Consider the following 17687-nt stretch of genomic DNA (forward strand, 5'->3'; position numbering starts at 1 on the left):
CTCGGATACAAACTGGATGAATACCTGGGAACAGCACCGAATTTCATGTTCGGCCTCTTCTTCCTTGCCCTGTTCACCTCCATCGCAAGACTCTTCAGAGAAGCCTGGATCAAAAAAAAGGACGTCTAACCTTTAAGGTTATTTTTATATAGGTCCGGGAAAACCCCTTCGCGTTTCAGCGAGGGGGTTTTCTTTTCAGTGGCTTGATATAAAATATGGAGGAAATCTTCCCGATCCTGTAATAAGATCCGAATTACTCTATTTTAGAGAGACATTTTTTAAGATCCCGGAACCGGGACTGACGTGCGAAAAACATGATTTCCCCGCGCCCCCCCATATCATCAAAACTTTTAACAGTCCTGCTCTGCGTCTGTATGTGGGCCTGTACACCGGAACCAAAGTTACCCCGGTTGGCCGATAGAGGGATTATCCTGGCCTTTGGGGACAGCATCACCTACGGTACCGGTGCCGCCCCGTCACAGAGCTACCCCGCCGTCCTGGAGACCCTGACCGGCAGACGGGTCATCAATGCCGGGGTTCCGGGGGAAATCACCGCCGAAGGTCTGGCCCGCCTTCCCGACGTTCTGGCTCGGGAAAAACCGGATCTGCTCATCCTCTGCCACGGCGGCAACGACCTGCTGAGGCAGCTCGATGTGCAGCAGACCGGAAAAAATTTGAGGGCCATGATCAGGATGGCAAAGAATGAGAACATCGCCGTTGTTCTCATCTCCGTTCCTTCACCCGGGATTTTTTTGAAATCACATGCCCTGTACGCGGACATCGCCAATGACCACCAACTCCCCCTGGAAGAGAATATCCTGAAGACCATCCTGTCCAACCGTAACCTGAAAGCGGATCACATCCATCCCAATGCGGCGGGCTACAGAATGATGGCTCGGACCATTCAGGATCTTCTTCGAAGAAGCGGCGCCATATAGTTTTTTTTACTGCCGGATTCCCCCTTATGCTGTATATAGGGGTTTCTGTAATTTCCCTTATTGGAAAGAGGTCTATCGTTGCGCGATAATCCCTCTTTAATAAAAGCGGGCCATCCTTGACTGGAGGATGGGAAGTACATATAATTAGGGCATTTTGATGCTCAATCAATGAGCCGACGGCTCCAAAACATCCAAAGGAGATTCATCATGTGGGAATATACGGATAAAGTGCGGGAGCATTTCCTCAATCCGAAAAATGTCGGTGAAGTGGAAAATCCGGACGGGGTGGCGGAAATAGGCTCCATTGCGTGCGGGGATGCCCTTAGGCTCAGCTTCAAACTGGGTGAAGATCAGCGCATTAAGGACATCAAATTCAAAACCTTCGGCTGTGCCAGTGCTATTGCCTCCTCCTCGGCCCTGACAGAAATGGTTAAAGGCATGACTCTGGACGAGGCCATGAAGATCACAAACCAGGATATTGCCGTCTATTTAGGCGGACTTCCGCAAGAAAAGATGCACTGCTCCGTCATGGGTAAGGAAGCCCTGGAAAAGGCGATTGAGAATTATCGGGGGGCCCCCGAAAAGGAACCCGATGCCCGGATCGTCTGCGAATGTTTCGGCGTCACGGACAAGGAAATTGAACGGGCCGTCCTGGAGAACAACCTCACCACCGTTGAAGAAGTGACAAACTATACCAAAGCCGGCGGAGGATGCGGCAACTGCCGCGAGGCGATCCAGCAGATTATCGAACGGGTTCTGGGGAACACGGGGAAAAAACCCGTTGTAAAACCCAAACTTTCCAACATCCAGAAGATCAAAATGATCGAAGAGACCCTGGAGCGAGAGATCAGGCCATCACTGAAACTCGACGGCGGGGATATCGAGTTGATCGATGTGGAAGGAAACCGGGTCCTCGTTGCCGCACGAGGTATGTGTGCCACCTGTAAAGCTGCGGACATCACCCTCAAGCACTTCGTAGAGGCCAAACTTCGGGACCTCGTTTCACCCGATCTGATTGTTGAGGAGGTGACCCCATGAGCGTCGTTTATCTGGATAACAATGCCACCACCCAAGTTGCTCCGGAAGTGCTTGGCGCCATGCTGCCCTTCTTCGGTAACTATTACGGCAATCCCTCAAGTATGCATACCTTCGGCGGGCAGGTTGCAAAAAAAATCCATGAAGCGAGAGAACGGGCCGCCGCCCTTATCGGCGCCCACCCCGATGAGATAATCTTTACAAGTTGCGGCACCGAAAGCGATAATGCGGCCATCCGTTCCGCCCTCTATACGGCTCCTGAAAAACGTCATATCGTGACCAGCCGAGTGGAGCATCCCGCCGTGCGGGCCTTGTGTGCGCACCTGGCCGGGCAGGGTTATCGCGTCACTGAGCTGCCTGTGGACAAAGACGGCCGCCTCGACATGGAGCAATATGAAAGAAGCCTCACCTCGGACACGGCCGTTGTCAGCCTGATGTGGGCCAACAATGAAACGGGCGCGGTTTTTCCGGTGGAGGAAGCCGCCGGCTTGGCCCGGGAACGAGGCATTCTGTTCCATACCGATGCCGTGCAGGCTGTGGGCAAGATACCCATCGACATGAAACAAAACACGATCGATATGCTCTCCATCTCGGGCCATTAACTGCATGGCCCCAAAGGTATCGGTATCCTTTACATCCGCAAGGGTACGAAATTTTTTCCTTTTATGATCGGTGGGCACCAGGAGAGGGAACGACGCGGGGGGACTGAAAATACACCCAGCATTGTCGGTTTGGGCAAGGCTTGTGAGCTCGCCCGGTCGAATATTGATCGAGAAAATACATATGTCAGGCAGTTACGGGACCGCCTGGAAGCAACGCTGCTGAAAAAAATTCCCCGCAGCCGGATAAACGGCGACACGTTTCATCGTCTTCCGAACACGAGCAATATCAGTTTTGAATACGTTGAAGGAGAGGGCATCCTGTTGATGATGGATCAATACGGTATCTGTGCCTCCTCCGGATCGGCCTGCACATCGGGATCACTTCAACCTTCCCATGTTCTGCGAGCCATGGGGGTCCCTTTCACGATGGCCCACGGCTCGGTTCGTTTCAGCCTCTCTGTTTACACGACAGAGGAAGAAATCGATTTCGTGATCGAGAAGCTGCCCCCGATCATCGAACGGCTCCGCAGCATGTCTCCCTACTGGGATCCGGAAAAGGAAGCAGGCCATGTCACCTGAAAAACCGGAAACGGTTCTCGACGATGCGCTCTCAAGTCAGTGCAAGGATGCTATCTCCATCGCGCAGTCTTACAGGAATGAAATCCCGGCAATTGTTTCCGCTCTCGTCGACAGTTGCAATGGGGAAGAATGCTTCGATCATGTGGGGCCGGAACCGATCCCATCCCGCGATGCCGTGGTCAACATCATCAACCGCATCTTCTGCATTCTTTATCCGGGTTATTTCATCCGCCGGCGTGTCGACCGGGTCAATATCGGATATTATTTCGGTCAGGAACTAACGGTATTATACGAAGAACTCTCGGAACAAATCACCCTGGCGGTTCGTCATGACTGTATCCGGAAGAACCTCTCCTGCTCACAATGCGAGGAACGGGGACATCGCAGCGCCATCGCATTTATGCAAACCCTGCCTGATTTGCGAAAACTACTGGCCACGGATATTCGTCACGCTTATGAGGGTGATCCGGCGGCAACGGGTTTCGATGAAATCATCTTCAGCTATCCAGGACTTTTCGCCACCACAATTTACCGCATCGCCCATCGCCTCTACCACCTGGATGTTCCCATGCTTCCCCGAATTATGACCGAATACGGTCACGGCAAAACGGGAATCGATATTCACCCCAAAGCCCACATTGGCAAAAGTTTTTTCATCGATCACGGCACGGGCGTAGTCATCGGGGAGACAACCACGATCGGAGACCGGGTACGCCTTTATCAGGGTGTGACCCTGGGCGCTTTGTCCCTCAGCCGAAACGAGTGTGACGCCCTGCGAAATCAGAAGAGGCACCCAACGATTGAGGACGACGTGATCATCTATGCCAACGCAACGGTACTTGGAGGTACGACTGTCATCGGTGCCCGATCCGTCATCGGTGGCAACGTCTGGATCACCCATTCGGTTCCGCCGGACACGGAAGTTTTTATCCGGAAGCAGGATCTCCTCTTCGGCACAAAGCATCTCAAGGAATGGACGGGGCAAGAATGTATTGCAAAGCCTGAAAAAGAGGCATAGAAGAGCCCTTGCCGGATGAAGGGCGGCGATGGAATCGTTTTCTTTCGAAGCATCTCCGGTGAATAAAAACGGACCCAGGTCCGATCTGACCGACAATGCCCCGGTCATACCCGGTCCCGACCGGTACCGGAAACCCGTTTTCTCGTTTGGATTCCACTGAATGTCTAAATAAACATGGCGTTTTCCCGATAATAAATGATAATGATATAGGATACCTGTCAGTCCAAAGCAGAAAACACCGTCGGAGGCTTTCATGAAACGATTTTTTCAGAACAAGATCACGATTTTTGCGCTTATTTCCCTGCTGGCTCTGGCCTTCTTCTACGGAACGGGCAAGGTTTCCGCTGTTGACCGGAGCACCTACAAGAACCTGAAGACTTTCAATGAAGTCCTCGATATGGTGGAAAAAAACTATGTGGAGGAAGTGAAGCTGCAGGATTTGATTCAGGGAGCAATATCCGGGATGATCAAATCACTCGACCCACACAGCACGTTCATGAATGCCGATGAATACAAGGAACTGGAGGTTGAAACCAAGGGAAGTTTCGGAGGAATCGGTATTGAGATTACGATCCTGAGGGACATGCTCACCGTTGTTTCACCCATTGAAGACACGCCCGCATATCAGGCGGGGATCAAACCCGGCGATCAAATCATCAAAATTGACGGCAAGTCAACGAAGGATATCACGATTCAGGAAGCGGTAAAGAAACTCCGGGGACCAAAAGATACCAAAGTTACCGTAACCATCCTTCGGGAAAGCCTGCCCAAGCCGAAGGATTATGTTTTAACACGAGCCATCATCAAAGTCACCAGCGTTAAATCACGCCTGATGGACGACGGCATCGGTTATTGTCGGATCACCTCGTTCCAGGAACGGACGGCTGATGATCTGAAAAAAGCGATTCAGGATATGGAATCGAAGGTCAAGCCCCTGAAGGGGATTATACTCGACCTTCGCAACAACCCCGGCGGACTGTTGAACCAGTCGATTGAAGTGGCCGATGTCTTCCTCAAAACCGGCACCATCGTATCGACTCGGGGAAGAATCAAAGTCATGGAAACGAGCGCGGCGGCGAAGAACGACGGGGATGAACCGCTCTGCCCGATCGTGGTGCTGGTCAACGAAGGCTCCGCCAGCGCCTCGGAAATTGTGGCGGGCGCCCTGCAGGATAACAACCGCGCCCTGATTCTCGGTACCCAGACATTCGGGAAAGGCTCTGTACAGACCCTGATCCCCCTGGAGGACGGGGCGGCTTTGAAACTGACCACGGCGAAATATTATACGCCCAGCGGCCGGTCGATCCAGGCCGAGGGCATTGTCCCGGACATCACCCTCAAGTATGCAAAAACGGTTGAGGATGTGGGAGAGAACGACAATGCCATGAGGGAAAAGGACCTCGAAAGGCACATCAAGTCGGCGAAAGAAAACGGCGAGAAACCGGACGAGATGGCCCCTGCGGCCAAAAAGGAAGCGGAAGACGCGGCCTTTGCCCAGGACAACCAGGTCAAAGCGGCATCAGATATGCTGAAAAGCTGGCATATATTCATGAAAGGAAAGAAAAACTGATCTGAAACGACGAAAACGTAAACCACGTACCATATTCTTTATCCTGATCTTTTTGGTCTTGACCGCCTTGGCGCTTTTCTGTTTCCATTTGTTGGAAGAAAAACAGAAACCGCCGGAAAAGGACGTCCGCGAACGGACAGAGGTCAAAAGGCCTCATAAAAAAAAGCCCGCCGGGACACAAGTTGCCAAAATCGACGATCGCAGGGAGCGAAAACGGATTCCCGAACGTCATCCGGAATCTCGCGTCCCCGAAACGGGGAAGCCTCTGCGGATCGCCATTCAGATAGACGATATCGGTCAGGACATCGGCGCATTGCATAAACTGCTGGAGATTGACGCCCCTTTAAGTTTTGCGGTTCTGCCCTATCAGCGGTATACGACGGAAGCGATGACATTGCTCCATTTGCGGAATCGGGACATTCTCTTGCACTGTCCCATGGAACCGCAGTCCTATCCGCAAAACCGTCCGGGAGAAGGTGCCATCTTTCTCAGCATGAGCGACCAAGATATCAAAAAGCAGATGGAGAAAAATCTGGACCATGTCCCTTATGCGATCGGTGTCAACAACCACATGGGATCCCGCTTCACGGAGGACGAAGAAAAAATGGCGGTCATCATGAATGTGCTGAAGGAAAAGGGGCTTTTTTTCATCGACAGCCGGACGACGAGGAATTCACGGGCAAAGGAGGCGGCAGATCAAATCGGTGTCCCTTTCCTGGCCAGAAAAATATTTATAGATCATGACCAATCGTATGAAACTTCGTTGGAAACGCTTACGCGCCGACTTCAGGAAAAGGATGTTCGGACCGGTGCGCCGGTCCTGTTGATCGGGCACCCCTACAGAAGCACCATTCTGGCCATCAGAAACGCCTTGCCCATGATGCGTGAAAAAGGCGTTGAAATCGTGCCGGTCTCCGAGATCGTCCGGCAATGAGGGCCAAGTCTTCCGTTTTCTGCGATCACGGCAACTGGAAAAGAGTTCAAGAAATGCCTTACCTGCAAACGATAAGATACGAATAAGGCTATGCGAAGCTACGGCTGGAATACATTCGTTCTCCTGATTGCCCTGGGCATGCTCGGGTGCGCCACCATGCCCGGAGGGCGACAGCCATCTCCCCCGCCGGGACAACAATCCTCGTTTCATCCCCTGTATCATTACTCGCTGGGCGTCCTCTTCAGTCTCAATAATGAACCGGAAGCGGCCATTGCCGAATATGAGAAGGCATTGCGATTTGACCCCTCCTCAGAGGTCCTGACCAAGGAACTCGGGGAGCTGTATTTTGAAAAAGGGGAAACAGAAAAGGCCATCAGGCTCTGCGAAGCGTATCTCGAAAAAAATCCGAAAACCGTCGATATCCTTCTGCTGACCGGAGAACTCTATCTCGATATCAAGAATTACAAAAAGGCCGTCAATGCCTATAAATCCGTACTGGAAATGGATCCAAAGAACATCGTCGCCTATTTTTATCTCGGATCAGCTTACGCGGAAGTAAAGAAATACGATCGGGCCATATCCCTGTTCAAGAGGCTGTTGTCTATTGATCCGGAAAATCTCATGGGAAACTACTATCTCGCCCGTATCTATAGGGTCCAGAAAAGGTATGATGACGCGGAAATAATTTACAAAAACCTCACAAATATCAACCCGGAATTTGAAGCCGCATGGATTGACCTCAGTAATCTGTATGAAATCCAAAATAAAATCGACCTGGCCATCCAGAACTATCGGGAATACATCGGTCATTTCCCCACGAAGATCGGCATCCGGGTGCGCCTGAGCGAGCTTTTGCTGAGAGCAAAGCGTGTCAATGAAGCGGCAAGAGAATACCAAGCGATACTGGAAATGGATCCGAAAAATCGGGATACACGGAAAAACCTTGGGATTTTGTACCTGGAACAAGGAAAGAACGATCTGGCTATCGAGCAATTTCTGCGGCTTCTTCAGGCTTTTCCGGGAGACGCCGGAACGGGTTTTCTTCTTGCCGCCGCCTACGAAGAACACAAGGCCTACGACGATGCCCTTAAGGAATACCGGAGAATCCCCGCCGTTTCCTCTCTGTACAACCAGGCACAGCTTCGCATCGCCACCATATTGAAACAACAGGGAAAACAAGGCGAGGCCCAAAAGATCATAAAAAACGCCCTGAGCCATCACCGCGATTTTCCCCCGTTTTATTCGCTTCTTTCCCTTCTTTACGAGGAAGAGAAGGATTACAAGGCCGCTGAAGCCATCCTGCGGGAAGGCATACTCGCCGTCAAGGACAAAATGGCAATGCGCTATCAATTGGGCAGCCTCTTCAGCAAGATAAACCGTATTGACGACAGCATCCGCGAAATGGAGGCAATCCTGGCAGAGAACCCGGATCACGCCGACGCCCTCAACTTTATCGGTTATACCTATGCTGAAATGGGCGTTAAACTCGATGAAGCGGAGAAAATGATCAAAAAAGCCCTGCAATTGGATCCGGGAAATGGTTACATCCTGGACAGCCTCGGCTGGGTTTACTACAAACAGAAACGTTACGACGACGCCTTGAAGTATCTGAAGGAGGCCGTCTCCATCCTCCCGGAGGACAGCACCATCACAGAACATCTGGGAGATGTTTATCTGGCCCTGAATTTACGGCAGGAAGCGCTTGACGCCTACCAGCGTGCCATAAAGCAGAACGCACCCAGCGCGGCCCTTCAGGAAAAAATTGACGAACTCAAAAGACTGCACCTGCCATGAAACCTTTGCTTGCAATGTTTTTCTCGGTCCTTCTTTTGCTGGGTGGATGTTCCGTCGGTAAAACCATCAAGCCGACAGAGGAGAAACCGGGCTACGCATCGGCGCAGGCGGCCCTGTCCGCCATAAACCCGCCCACGGACGACACCTTGCTCTACAGGAGCACGGCGAGGGTTTCGGTCGTCTCTCCCCAGTCAAAGATAAATTTTCGAATCGCCATATTCCTGCAACGTCCCGATAAGTTGCGCCTGGAGTCCATCCCCGTTTTGGGGCCACCCGATTTCTTTTTAACGGTCAGGGGGGAATGGATCCGTGCGTATCTGCCCACCGGCGGAGAATTTCTTGTCGGCAAAGCCACGCCGGACAATCTGAGCCGCTTCCTGCCCCTGAGCTGGCCGGTGGAAAAATGGATGGCCGTGCTTCTGGGAAATGGGCCGAATGTCACCCTGCAACCCACGCAGCTCGTGGGAAAAATGGAAGATTCACTTTATCGGGTGGACATGACGACGGCGGATGCGCTCACGGAGAGTCTCTGGATCAACCCGCTGCAGGACCGTCTCGAAAAGATCGAGCGATCATCTTCCGCCGGCCGGAAAGAAACCGTCACATTCAATGCCTTCCGAAAAATGAACGGCCGAACTTTTCCGTCAAGAATCTCGATCGACACCGGTGAGGGAAGAACGATAACGAGCGTCCATGAAACCATGGAAACCACCATGGAAAAGCCGGACAACTTTTTTACGTTGCGTCCCCCTCCTGAAGCCACCATCAGGGCCCTGCCTGATTGACGCTTCAGCCCCCTCTTTTCCACTTCCGCCGCAGACGAGACAAAATCCTTTTGCTGGCTTTATCCTCGAACTCTGCTATTTTACCTGCAAACGTTTGAATTTCCTCACGCGGTCTTTCAAAGCTGTTTTCAACAGATAAGGGAGTATTCATGAAACTTGGTTACAGAATCTGGATTGAAACGGACGACAGGGCATTCGGTGTCGGCACATACGAACTCCTGAAGTTTATTGAAAAAACGGGCTCCCTTTCCCAAGGTGCCGCGGACATGAAAGTATCGTACCGTAAAGCCTGGAACATGATTCATAAAGCGGAACAAAAACTGGGTATCGTTCTTCTGGAAAGAACCGTGGGGGGTGTCGCCGGCGGCGGATCGAAACTGACCCCTGATGCAAAAAACTTCATGAAGCGTTACGAAATATTTCATGCCGAGGCGAAAGAATCCCTGAAATCCCTTTTCGACAAGTACTTCGGGTCGAACCATTTTGCACAATCCTGAACGCGGCTCTGGCCGGATGGGCGAACATGTCCAGGGGTGACAGGCTGCCGATCGTCCAGATCCGGTCGGAAACTTTCCGGTTTCACAATAACCCCAGAAATAGAAAAACCGCTGGATCGGAGCGAAGCGGAACTGGCTTTGCGGGCTTGATGCCGTCAGGGTCATAAAGACTGCGGCCAGACAGAACAGTGAAACTCCCGTATAGCGGAGCGGCGCAGCACGGCAAGACTGGCCGTTATGCCCAGACCGGCACGACATATTTCTATGAAATAGTTAATCTGCCTTTGGGTGCCGCCGTCATAAAACACGATAAACAATGCTTTCTTCCAGCCTTCGTAAGCAGGGTTGAAATTGAACAGACGGTGTCTGAAAAAAATGGTATTCGATCAGATCGAGCTTTTCACCGTTCCAATAGCCTCCAATCAGGTACGCCGTTACCGGCATGATAATGGACAGCAGGAGCTTCATGTTGTCTTGTGTAACCCATGCGGACGGTTTGAACAGATTTTCCCGGCCGGTGTTTTCAAGCACCGCACTGTCGATATGCTTGATCCGACAAACCTTTTATTCCGACATTGATAAAATCGAGATCCGACAGCACCTGGATCAGCGATCGTTCCGTGAAAAAGGCGTTGGTAGAATGTCCGACAAGAAGATGATTTTCCAAAACCGGATTAACCCGGCCTTAAACGGTATGTAACGGGAATGATGATTTTCGCCATGATGGGCGGCTTGGGGAATGGCGCAACGTCCCGGATGGTCGAAACGGCGTTTTGATCCAGCACCTTGAATCCGGAGCTGCTCACGATCCGGACATCGCTCACCGTTCCATCCACATGAATGACGAAAGAAGTCAGGACCCGCCCATGCCAGCCCATTCGGCGGGCAAGATTGGGATAGACGATGCGGGCAAGAATCCGGTCCCGGATATAGAGAAAATGTTCCCGGAGATAGCGTTCCTCCGCCGTTTCACCCTCCCCTTCTCCCGGAACACCCTCCTGCACCCCATGTCCCCCGTCTGTACCGTTTTCCCTTGCATCCTGACGGGAAAAGGCGGCGGTCTGTTCGCCTCTCGAGGCGGGAGCGGGTTCCGGAAGCGGCACATCTGAAATCGGGGAGGTCATGACGGGTTTTTCCTGAACAATTTTCGATAGTTCCTTTTGAATAACCGGCGCAGGCCTTTTAATTTTTGTGGGCTTGTTCAGAGGCGCTTTCGGGGGTGCGGAAAAATCCACCTCCTTGATCTCGGACCGTGCGATGTCAAAGGTAATAACCCGGGACCGACAAGGTTCCTTGATCAGGCTTCCGGCGCTCACCACTGCCGCCACGAGCAGAACGTGCAGGATAATCGATATCCCGATGCCCCGGATTTGGTACGTCATGTCTTCTCCATCGTCTGCAAACTGACCTTTTCAAACCGCATCATTTTTATGGCGTCGAGCACATCGACGAAACATTGGAGATCGATAGTACGGTCCGCCCGGATCAGAATCGGCGCCTTGCGGCACAGAGAGCTCAGGGTGGCCTGCATCTCGACCAGGGTGCCGGGCCTGCCGTTCATGTAAATCCGCCCGGCTTTGTCGATTTCGATGACCTGCGTTTTCAGGATGCTGCTTTCCCGGTTGTCTGACGTGGGGAGGTCAAGGGGAAGCATCCCCGAGGCAATGAAGGACGATGTCGTCAGGACAATGGTCAGGAGGACGAGCATGATGTCCACGAAGGGAATCACATTGATGTAGTCAATGGGTTTATGTTCCATGGCTCCTCTCCCAATCCTTGACCAGGACCCACACCCGACGCAAGAGGTGGTTGTAGAGGATCACCGAGGGAATGGCGACCAGCAGCCCAACAGCCGTTGCCTTGAGGGCGAGGGCAAGGCCCGTCATGATTTTCGTCGCGTTGGTCAGGCCCTCATGGCCCATGGAATAAAACGTCAGCATAATCCCCAGCACCGTTCCGAGGAGGCCGATATAGGGGGCATTGCTCCCGATGCTTGCGATGTGATGGAGGTTCCGCGTCAAGTCCACTTCCAGACTGTTTTTATCCCCGTATTGATCCAGACGGACATGCCGAAAAACATAGAACCGCTCTATCGCTATGGCGAGGGAACAGACGCTCAACACCACCAGCAATCCGATAATACCGTAATCCACCGCATATTTGAGCCATTCCATTTTTACAATCCTTGTGGCTTTGCAGGATGATGACCCTTATCTGCCCCCGGGAAAATCCTGGCAGTCGCATCAGGAGGGTCCACCGATAAGGGGCATCATCCTGCAGGGGGTTAAGATTTCAATGGCCGGGAATCGTTACAAAACATGATTAAAATTTCACGGTCAGGCCCGTCCAGAAGTTGCGCCCCTGTCCGGGATAGCCGTCATTCCATTCGTAATTCTCATCAAAGATGTTGTTCGCGGCCACATAGACTTCAAAGTGTTTGCCGATTTCCTGGGTCAACTTGGCATTCCACAGGAAGTAACTGCCCAGTTCAATGACCGCCGGTTCATTCGGGTAATAGAGCGAATCTGCGTTGCCGCTGAATACTTTTCCCTGATAGGAACCGTTCACGTCGATGCGGGTACCGATCACGGGCAGGGTGTACTGACCGGAGAGATTCACGATGTGTTTGGGAACCCCCTGCACGTTGGAACTCGTCGCGTTGGAACTCCTGTCGTCGGCATCATTGTAGGTGTAATCGGCCCGGAGAATCAGTTTGTCCATCGGATAAAATTCCAAACCGACCTCGCAACCCTGCATCCTCACCTTGCCGATGTTGAGCGTATAATTCGTTCCATTAATAGTCTGTCGCGTGATCTTATCCTTGACATCATGGCGGAAAAGCGAAAAGTCGCCTTTGAAGAACGAACCGAAAGACCGCGATACCCCCACGGTATAGTTGTTGCTCTTTTCCGAACTCAGGTACGCCGATCCTCCGGCGATGTTGTTGTACAGATCGCTCAGGGTGGGGAAACGGCTCTTCCTGGCGGCGGACGCGAACACCCTGGTCCCATCGAAAAAAGTATAGGTGGCGCCGATCATGGGGTTGAACTGGTCGTCGTCGGGTTCGTAATTCTTGTCCTGGCGGACAAAATCACCATCTTGATTTGTAATCGTTTTCTGGGCCTTCGTGACCTCGTACCAATCGTAGCTGATTCCCACGACAATGGAAAGATTCTTCACCAGGTTAAACTCGTTTTCCAGACCAACGGAACCGGTATAGGAAAAGAACTCGTCATAGGGAAGGTATTCATCAGCCAGTTCCTTGTGCATGTCCTTTTTGTAGTGAACGGCCAGACGAATTGCATCCCACGGCACCGGCTGATAGTCTAGGACGATATTCCCCCCTGCCACCCAGTCCCGGTAATGGCTCCGGGAGAGAATCGTCTTCAGATCCGGTTCCTCATAGGAATAAAAGCTGTCCTTATGGCGATGATAAAACAGTTTGGCCTTTGCGACCAGGTTATCGGCCAGGCGTCGGCGACCGTCCAGATCGATCCCCCATTCGTCGTACTCAGGAATGTCGGCGGCGTAGAACTGGGAGAAAACCGGACGGGAAAAAACCTGGTTGAAGTCGGTATTGGAGGGAACGCCCTTCTCCCGAGCCCGGTAGTGGAAATTGACATAGTAGGCCTCATCCTCATTCGGTTCGATCCCGAATTTGGCCCAGAGGCTGTTGTTTTCATAACGGGAGTTCTCGCGGTTCCCGCCGTTCTCGAACATCAGGTCGCGCCTTTGGGCATTCGCATTACCGGGCAGACGCCTGTCTATCAGAGCACCAATCTTCGGCTTATAATCGTCCGACAGGGACCAGCCGTCCGACTTCTCATACACATAGTTCAGCCAGTAGTTAAAAATACCCTTCTTCATGCCGTGGGTGGCGGAAACCCGGTAGGTGTCATTTTCCGAAAGTTCGTAGGAGGCGCTGGTAAAGGGTTTTTCCGTTCCTTTCTTGGTTATGATATTCACAACGCCCCCCATGGCGTTGGCGCCGTAGAGGACGGAAGGGGCCCCTTTGATGATCTCGATTTTCGCGATGTTGTCGGTGCCGATGCTGTTCAGATCGAGGATACCGTATTTTGTTTCATAAAACGGCACACCGTCCACTAAAAAGAGGATACGGCTCTGATCGAAGCCGTGGATGGAAACCGTCGCCTGATTTTTATTCCCCGTTGTGACCCGAACCCCCGGCGCGTGGGACAGGGCCTCCGCCACGGTATGGCTGTTTGTCGCCTGGATATCTTCCGCCGTGATCTCACTGGAAATCGCAATGTCCTTAATCCGGCTTTCATCGGCTGAAACGATGACGTCCCCCAGATCATAGGCCTGGTATCGGGTTCCCGGTTCTGCTGTCACGCCTCGGGAAGGCGCGGCGCCAAAACAGATAACGAACACCAGGACCGCCCAGAATAAACATCCCCTCTTGCCCATCGTCATCCTCCTCCTAAATATTGACGCTCCAAGTCCAATGGCGTCTTCGAGCCTTACGGTTACGGCAAAATGCCCGAACCCCGGAAAACATTCCGCATCAAGCGGCTTCGAGGGGTGAGTCGGCTTGCGTTATATAAAATTGTGCATAACGTTATGCGCTATATACATGCGCATATAACGCATGTCAAGCCTTTATTTGGGTGTCGGATAAAAAATCTCCTGCCGACCATAAACAACGGTCAATGAAATTGAACCTTGACTTCGGTATGTTCGTTTATATATAACGCTTCTGTGGGGATCTGCAATGACAGGCACCGTTTTTGCGGAACATGGCCGGCAACCGGCCGGGAATTTCAACGATGACTAAAGGAGGAGAAAATGAGAATCCTGAACAGCATAATGAAAAATATCGGAGAAGACGCCCCTGTACAGACGGTCAGTCGGGGTCTCCACTGGACGGCCGTGGTCAGCAGGCGATGCGGCCTCGCCTCCACCATGGCGTCAGGCGTCTGCACTCACGAGAAAGGCTCACAGGGCATGGAAGGGTCCTTCACCGACATGACGGCCCTGGAGCTGGCCCGTTATTGTTTCGACGAAGGTATGTCCAGGATCTCCCTGGGACTTGCGGCCATCAATTCCCTGCTGGATGTGGACGCGAACCAATACTCGGATGTCGAAGGCCTGAAACTCGCCAAAGATCTGGGTAAGGGGAAAAACATCTCCATCATCGGGCATTTTCCCTCCATGGACGATCTTGCGAAGGAGGCGGGGAATCTTTGGGTTATCGAAAAAAACCCAAGGCCCGGTGATTACCCGGAGGCAATGGGAAATGAGCTGATTCCGCAATCGGATATTGTCGTCATCTCGAGTACGACCCTTATCAACAAAACCCTTTCAGGTATTCTCGATCTGTGTCGCAAGGACAGCGTCAAAATGCTTCTCGGCCCGACAACTCCCCTTTCGGAAGTTCTTTTCGATTACGGCATCGATATCCTGGCCGGCAGCGTGGTGACGGACAAGGAAACTGTGCTGAAATCGGTGAGTGAAGGGGCCTCCTTCATGCAGCTCAAGGCCAGGGGCGGGGTGCGTTTCGTAAGCATGGTCAGGGATTTCGATGATATCGTCCGGAGACTGGCCACCTGAATCCCGACGCAATGAATATTCTTGAACAACGCGGTTACCATATACCGGATGGGATGCCTGCCTCGATTTCGGGGACCCGGTTTTTAAAATTGCATTGCCCCGTGAACGAGGCCACTCGGGAGAATACTGAGGCACGCCCTCCCGGGCGTCGTTCCGTAACGTTTTCCACAACGAAAATCCCGATGATGTTCAAAATTTCCCTGTTGCGAGCCCCGGGCCGCCGGACCGTCCCCGATGTGGAGAAATACCCGTGCCCTTCGGGAAAAGGGATGTGACTAACCGCCTTCTTCGACGATGCGAATGTGTTCCCGGACCACCCCGGCCAATTCCCCCATGTGAACGGGTTTTATCAGGATCCGGCGAATTCCGATTTCCCGGCAATCGCTTTCGGAAAGGCTGTCGCTGTATCCGGTGCAAATTATGATGGGTATAGCCGACCGGATTGGGAAAATGTGTCGTATCGGCCTTGTGATTGAATCGTCATGCCGGCCCCTCACCCCCGCCCTGATGCGGGGCCTTCGCCGTGCGCCCTTCCCCGGAATGACGAAAAGGCGATTACGACACAACCTCTTGAGCCGGTATCCAGCAAACGGGGACCGGGGAAGAGACTCCACGGCAATGTCTGAGGGGTCAGATGAAGAATCTTGTTTTTCCGGATACCCAATAAATGAGATTCTTCGTATTCACTCAGGGGGATGATAAAAAATGTCGTTTTGCACCGGCATCGGCCCCCTTTTCGCACCGGTACCAGCCTCCTTGTCATTTCGACCCGGCTGTCAAGCCGGGGAGAAATCTTAACCCTGGGGTTTCGAAGGTGGCGTTACGTTTAAGACTTCTCACGTTCGTTCGAAGTGACAAGAAGGAACGTTCGAAGTGACATAAGGAAGTCGCAAGGTGTTTCGTTTAAGATTCCTCACCCGCCTCCGGCGGGATTCGGAATGACAATGAAAGCTCCGGCGGCTCCGAATGATAGTAAAGCCTCGGCGGCCCCGAATGACAGTGAAGCTCCTGTGGCTCGGGATGACAGTGAAGCCCCGGCGGCTCGGAATGATGAGAAAACGGCCTTTGTCCAGCGGGCCATGAAGTTGATCCGGATGATCCTATAACGGACAACAAAATGAGGGGTTCCACAGAAGAGCAGAGATAACGGACCCAGTCCGTTAGGTATACGGGCCACGCAAAAGGCCCAAGAGCGCGAGGGCGACTTCCTTGGCCGTCGGGCCGACTTCCAGGGTGGGTCCCACACAGCTGGGACAGCCATGTTTGCAGTGGCAGGACCGGATCAGTTCTCCAGCGGCTTTCAGAAGTTCGTCGTGGCTGTCGTACAGAAGTTCGGCAAAACCGATCCCTCCGGGATAGGCATCAAAGAGAAAGATCGTCGGTTCAAAGATCTCCAGAGCCATGACGTCGACGTTTTCTTTTTCCCTGATCCCGGGGTCGTCGACGCGGAACAGGTCGGCCCGGTGGAGAACCCAGCGGCCCTTTTCATCACCGATGGAGCGATCCAGATCCCGGGTTTCCGACATAAGGAACATGGCCCCCAGATTGTGGAGGGTATAGGCCAGACCTGAGAACCCGTCGATGATCTCCGCCCGGTTGTAAGGAAGTGCCCCGATGAGGTCCCGGTTCAGGGTGAACCAGTAGCTCGTCGTGTGCATATCCTTTTCGGGCAGGTTGACATCGCCGCAGCCCAGGTTTTCCGACGAGTAGAACCTGATCTTCTTGTAACCCACGACCTTGCGCACCACCTGGACTTCCCCGTGCTCGACCTTGACGCCGTTTCGCACCTTTTCGGCGAAGCGGTCGATGACGCGAACGTGGGTGTAGGTCATGGCATCGGTGTAGTAATCCGTGTCCACCTGGCGAACGTAGGCCTTCCGGCGGCCGAGATCCAACCGGTCCACGTGGTACTGACGGGATTCGACCATGTAGATCGCTCCCTCGTGGACGGTCGTGAAGGCGCTGTCCCAATCCACCTCGGCGATGACCCGGCTGTTCCCTCTTTCCGTCTCGTCGATGACGACGACGTTTTCCGGGTTGATGCTCCGGAGGCTGATCTCGTTGGCGGGATAGCTTTCGGCCGACCAGTGCCAGCGGCCCTCCACCCGGTGCAGAATGCCCTTTTCCTCAAGGTAATCGAGGAGTTCCTCCAAGCTCTCCCCACCGAAACGCTCTCCCCGCTCGAAGGGGAGTTCAAAGGCGGCGCTTTTCAGATGATGAAGGAGGATGAGGAGGTTGTCGGGGTTGACCCGGCAATGTTCCGGCGACTGGCCGAAGAAATAATCGGGGTGCTCGGCGATGAACTGATCCATGGGGGAACTTCGGGCGATCAAGAGCGCCAGGCTCTCTCCGCGTTTGCGACCC

15 protein-coding genes and 1 pseudogene are annotated in these 17687 nt (G+C 52.9%); 10 read left to right on the forward strand and 6 right to left on the reverse strand.

What is annotated here, in order from left to right; all coding sequences use genetic code 11:
- Positions 1-314 precede the first annotated feature (314 nt).
- The 9 genes and pseudogenes from GX147_00610 (at position 315) to GX147_00650 (ending at position 9752) form a co-directional block, all read left to right on the forward strand.
- Positions 315-938 carry an arylesterase gene (locus tag GX147_00610; GenBank protein ID NLN59212.1) on the forward strand — a complete coding sequence of 208 codons (624 nt, stop codon included), beginning with the start codon at positions 315-317 and terminating at the stop codon, positions 936-938.
- 207 nt (positions 939-1145) lie between these two features.
- Positions 1146-1976, forward strand: coding sequence for a Fe-S cluster assembly protein NifU (gene nifU, locus GX147_00615; GenBank protein ID NLN59213.1), 831 nt, complete (start codon positions 1146-1148; stop codon positions 1974-1976).
- Positions 1973-3154: pseudogene (nifS, locus tag GX147_00620) on the forward strand (cysteine desulfurase NifS). Before nifU ends, nifS begins: the two are co-directional and overlap by 4 nt.
- Positions 3144-4172: a serine acetyltransferase gene (locus tag GX147_00625; GenBank protein ID NLN59214.1), complete on the forward strand. Its 1029-nt coding sequence runs from the start codon at positions 3144-3146 to the stop codon at positions 4170-4172. Before nifS ends, GX147_00625 begins: the two are co-directional and overlap by 11 nt.
- A gap of 253 nt (positions 4173-4425) precedes the next feature.
- Positions 4426-5742: a S41 family peptidase gene (locus tag GX147_00630; GenBank protein NLN59215.1), complete on the forward strand. Its 1317-nt coding sequence runs from the start codon at positions 4426-4428 to the stop codon at positions 5740-5742.
- An 88-nt stretch (positions 5743-5830) separates the two neighbouring features.
- The gene (locus tag GX147_00635; protein NLN59216.1) at positions 5831-6676 is read left to right on the forward strand and encodes a divergent polysaccharide deacetylase family protein; all 846 of its coding nucleotides are present in this window, start codon (positions 5831-5833) and stop codon (positions 6674-6676) included.
- Positions 6677-6766: 90 nt separating this feature from the next.
- On the forward strand, positions 6767-8470 hold the full coding sequence (locus tag GX147_00640; protein NLN59217.1) for a tetratricopeptide repeat protein: 1704 nt from the start codon (positions 6767-6769) through the stop codon (positions 8468-8470).
- A 14-nt stretch (positions 8471-8484) separates the two neighbouring features.
- On the forward strand, positions 8485-9255 hold the full coding sequence (locus GX147_00645) for a DUF4292 domain-containing protein (protein NLN59218.1): 771 nt from the start codon (positions 8485-8487) through the stop codon (positions 9253-9255).
- 149 nt (positions 9256-9404) lie between these two features.
- A complete protein-coding gene (locus GX147_00650; GenBank protein NLN59219.1) occupies positions 9405-9752 on the forward strand; it encodes a LysR family transcriptional regulator in 348 nt (115 codons plus the stop codon).
- A gap of 297 nt (positions 9753-10049) precedes the next feature.
- On the opposite strand, the gene GX147_00655 is transcribed toward GX147_00650, so the two are convergent.
- From GX147_00655 to GX147_00675, 5 genes are all read right to left on the reverse strand, one after another.
- Positions 10050-10283, reverse strand: a complete 234-nt coding sequence (locus GX147_00655) for a hypothetical protein (protein ID NLN59220.1) — start codon at positions 10281-10283, stop codon at positions 10050-10052.
- Between the two features lie 143 nt (positions 10284-10426).
- Positions 10427-11134 carry an energy transducer TonB gene (locus GX147_00660; protein NLN59221.1) on the reverse strand — a complete coding sequence of 236 codons (708 nt, stop codon included), beginning with the start codon at positions 11132-11134 and terminating at the stop codon, positions 10427-10429.
- The gene (locus tag GX147_00665; GenBank protein NLN59222.1) at positions 11131-11511 is read right to left on the reverse strand and encodes a biopolymer transporter ExbD; all 381 of its coding nucleotides are present in this window, start codon (positions 11509-11511) and stop codon (positions 11131-11133) included. The genes GX147_00660 and GX147_00665 overlap by 4 nt, the downstream gene beginning before the upstream one ends.
- Entirely contained in the window at positions 11501-11926 is a 426-nt protein-coding gene (gene exbB / locus GX147_00670) for a TonB-system energizer ExbB (protein NLN59223.1), read from the reverse strand. The genes GX147_00665 and exbB overlap by 11 nt, the downstream gene beginning before the upstream one ends.
- A gap of 148 nt (positions 11927-12074) precedes the next feature.
- Positions 12075-14180, reverse strand: a complete 2106-nt coding sequence (locus GX147_00675; protein ID NLN59224.1) for a TonB-dependent receptor — start codon at positions 14178-14180, stop codon at positions 12075-12077.
- Between the two features lie 378 nt (positions 14181-14558).
- Between GX147_00675 and GX147_00680 the strand changes: the two genes are divergently transcribed.
- Entirely contained in the window at positions 14559-15323 is a 765-nt protein-coding gene (locus GX147_00680) for a DUF364 domain-containing protein (protein ID NLN59225.1), read from the forward strand.
- A gap of 1160 nt (positions 15324-16483) precedes the next feature.
- Here the strand turns inward: GX147_00680 and GX147_00685 are convergent.
- Positions 16484-17687 (reverse strand): DUF1998 domain-containing protein (locus GX147_00685; protein ID NLN59226.1); only part of this gene is annotated, 1204 nt, incomplete at its 5' end.

It is taken from the genome of Deltaproteobacteria bacterium (genome assembly GCA_012522415.1).
Classification (GTDB): domain Bacteria; phylum Desulfobacterota; class Syntrophia; order Syntrophales; family JAAYKM01; genus JAAYKM01.

Coding starts and splice junctions, on each gene's coding strand:
- GX147_00610 (NLN59212.1), top strand. CDS start 315: ATGATTTCCCCGCGCCCCCCCATATCATCAAAACTTTTAACAGTCCTG.
- nifU (NLN59213.1), top strand. CDS start 1,146: ATGTGGGAATATACGGATAAAGTGCGGGAGCATTTCCTCAATCCGAAA.
- GX147_00625 (NLN59214.1), top strand. CDS start 3,144: ATGTCACCTGAAAAACCGGAAACGGTTCTCGACGATGCGCTCTCAAGT.
- GX147_00630 (NLN59215.1), top strand. CDS start 4,426: ATGAAACGATTTTTTCAGAACAAGATCACGATTTTTGCGCTTATTTCC.
- GX147_00640 (NLN59217.1), top strand. CDS start 6,767: ATGCGAAGCTACGGCTGGAATACATTCGTTCTCCTGATTGCCCTGGGC.
- GX147_00645 (NLN59218.1), top strand. CDS start 8,485: ATGTTTTTCTCGGTCCTTCTTTTGCTGGGTGGATGTTCCGTCGGTAAA.
- GX147_00650 (NLN59219.1), top strand. CDS start 9,405: ATGAAACTTGGTTACAGAATCTGGATTGAAACGGACGACAGGGCATTC.
- GX147_00660 (NLN59221.1), bottom strand. CDS start 11,134: ATGACGTACCAAATCCGGGGCATCGGGATATCGATTATCCTGCACGTT.
- GX147_00665 (NLN59222.1), bottom strand. CDS start 11,511: ATGGAACATAAACCCATTGACTACATCAATGTGATTCCCTTCGTGGAC.
- exbB (NLN59223.1), bottom strand. CDS start 11,926: ATGGAATGGCTCAAATATGCGGTGGATTACGGTATTATCGGATTGCTG.
- GX147_00675 (NLN59224.1), bottom strand. CDS start 14,180: ATGGGCAAGAGGGGATGTTTATTCTGGGCGGTCCTGGTGTTCGTTATC.
- GX147_00680 (NLN59225.1), top strand. CDS start 14,559: ATGAGAATCCTGAACAGCATAATGAAAAATATCGGAGAAGACGCCCCT.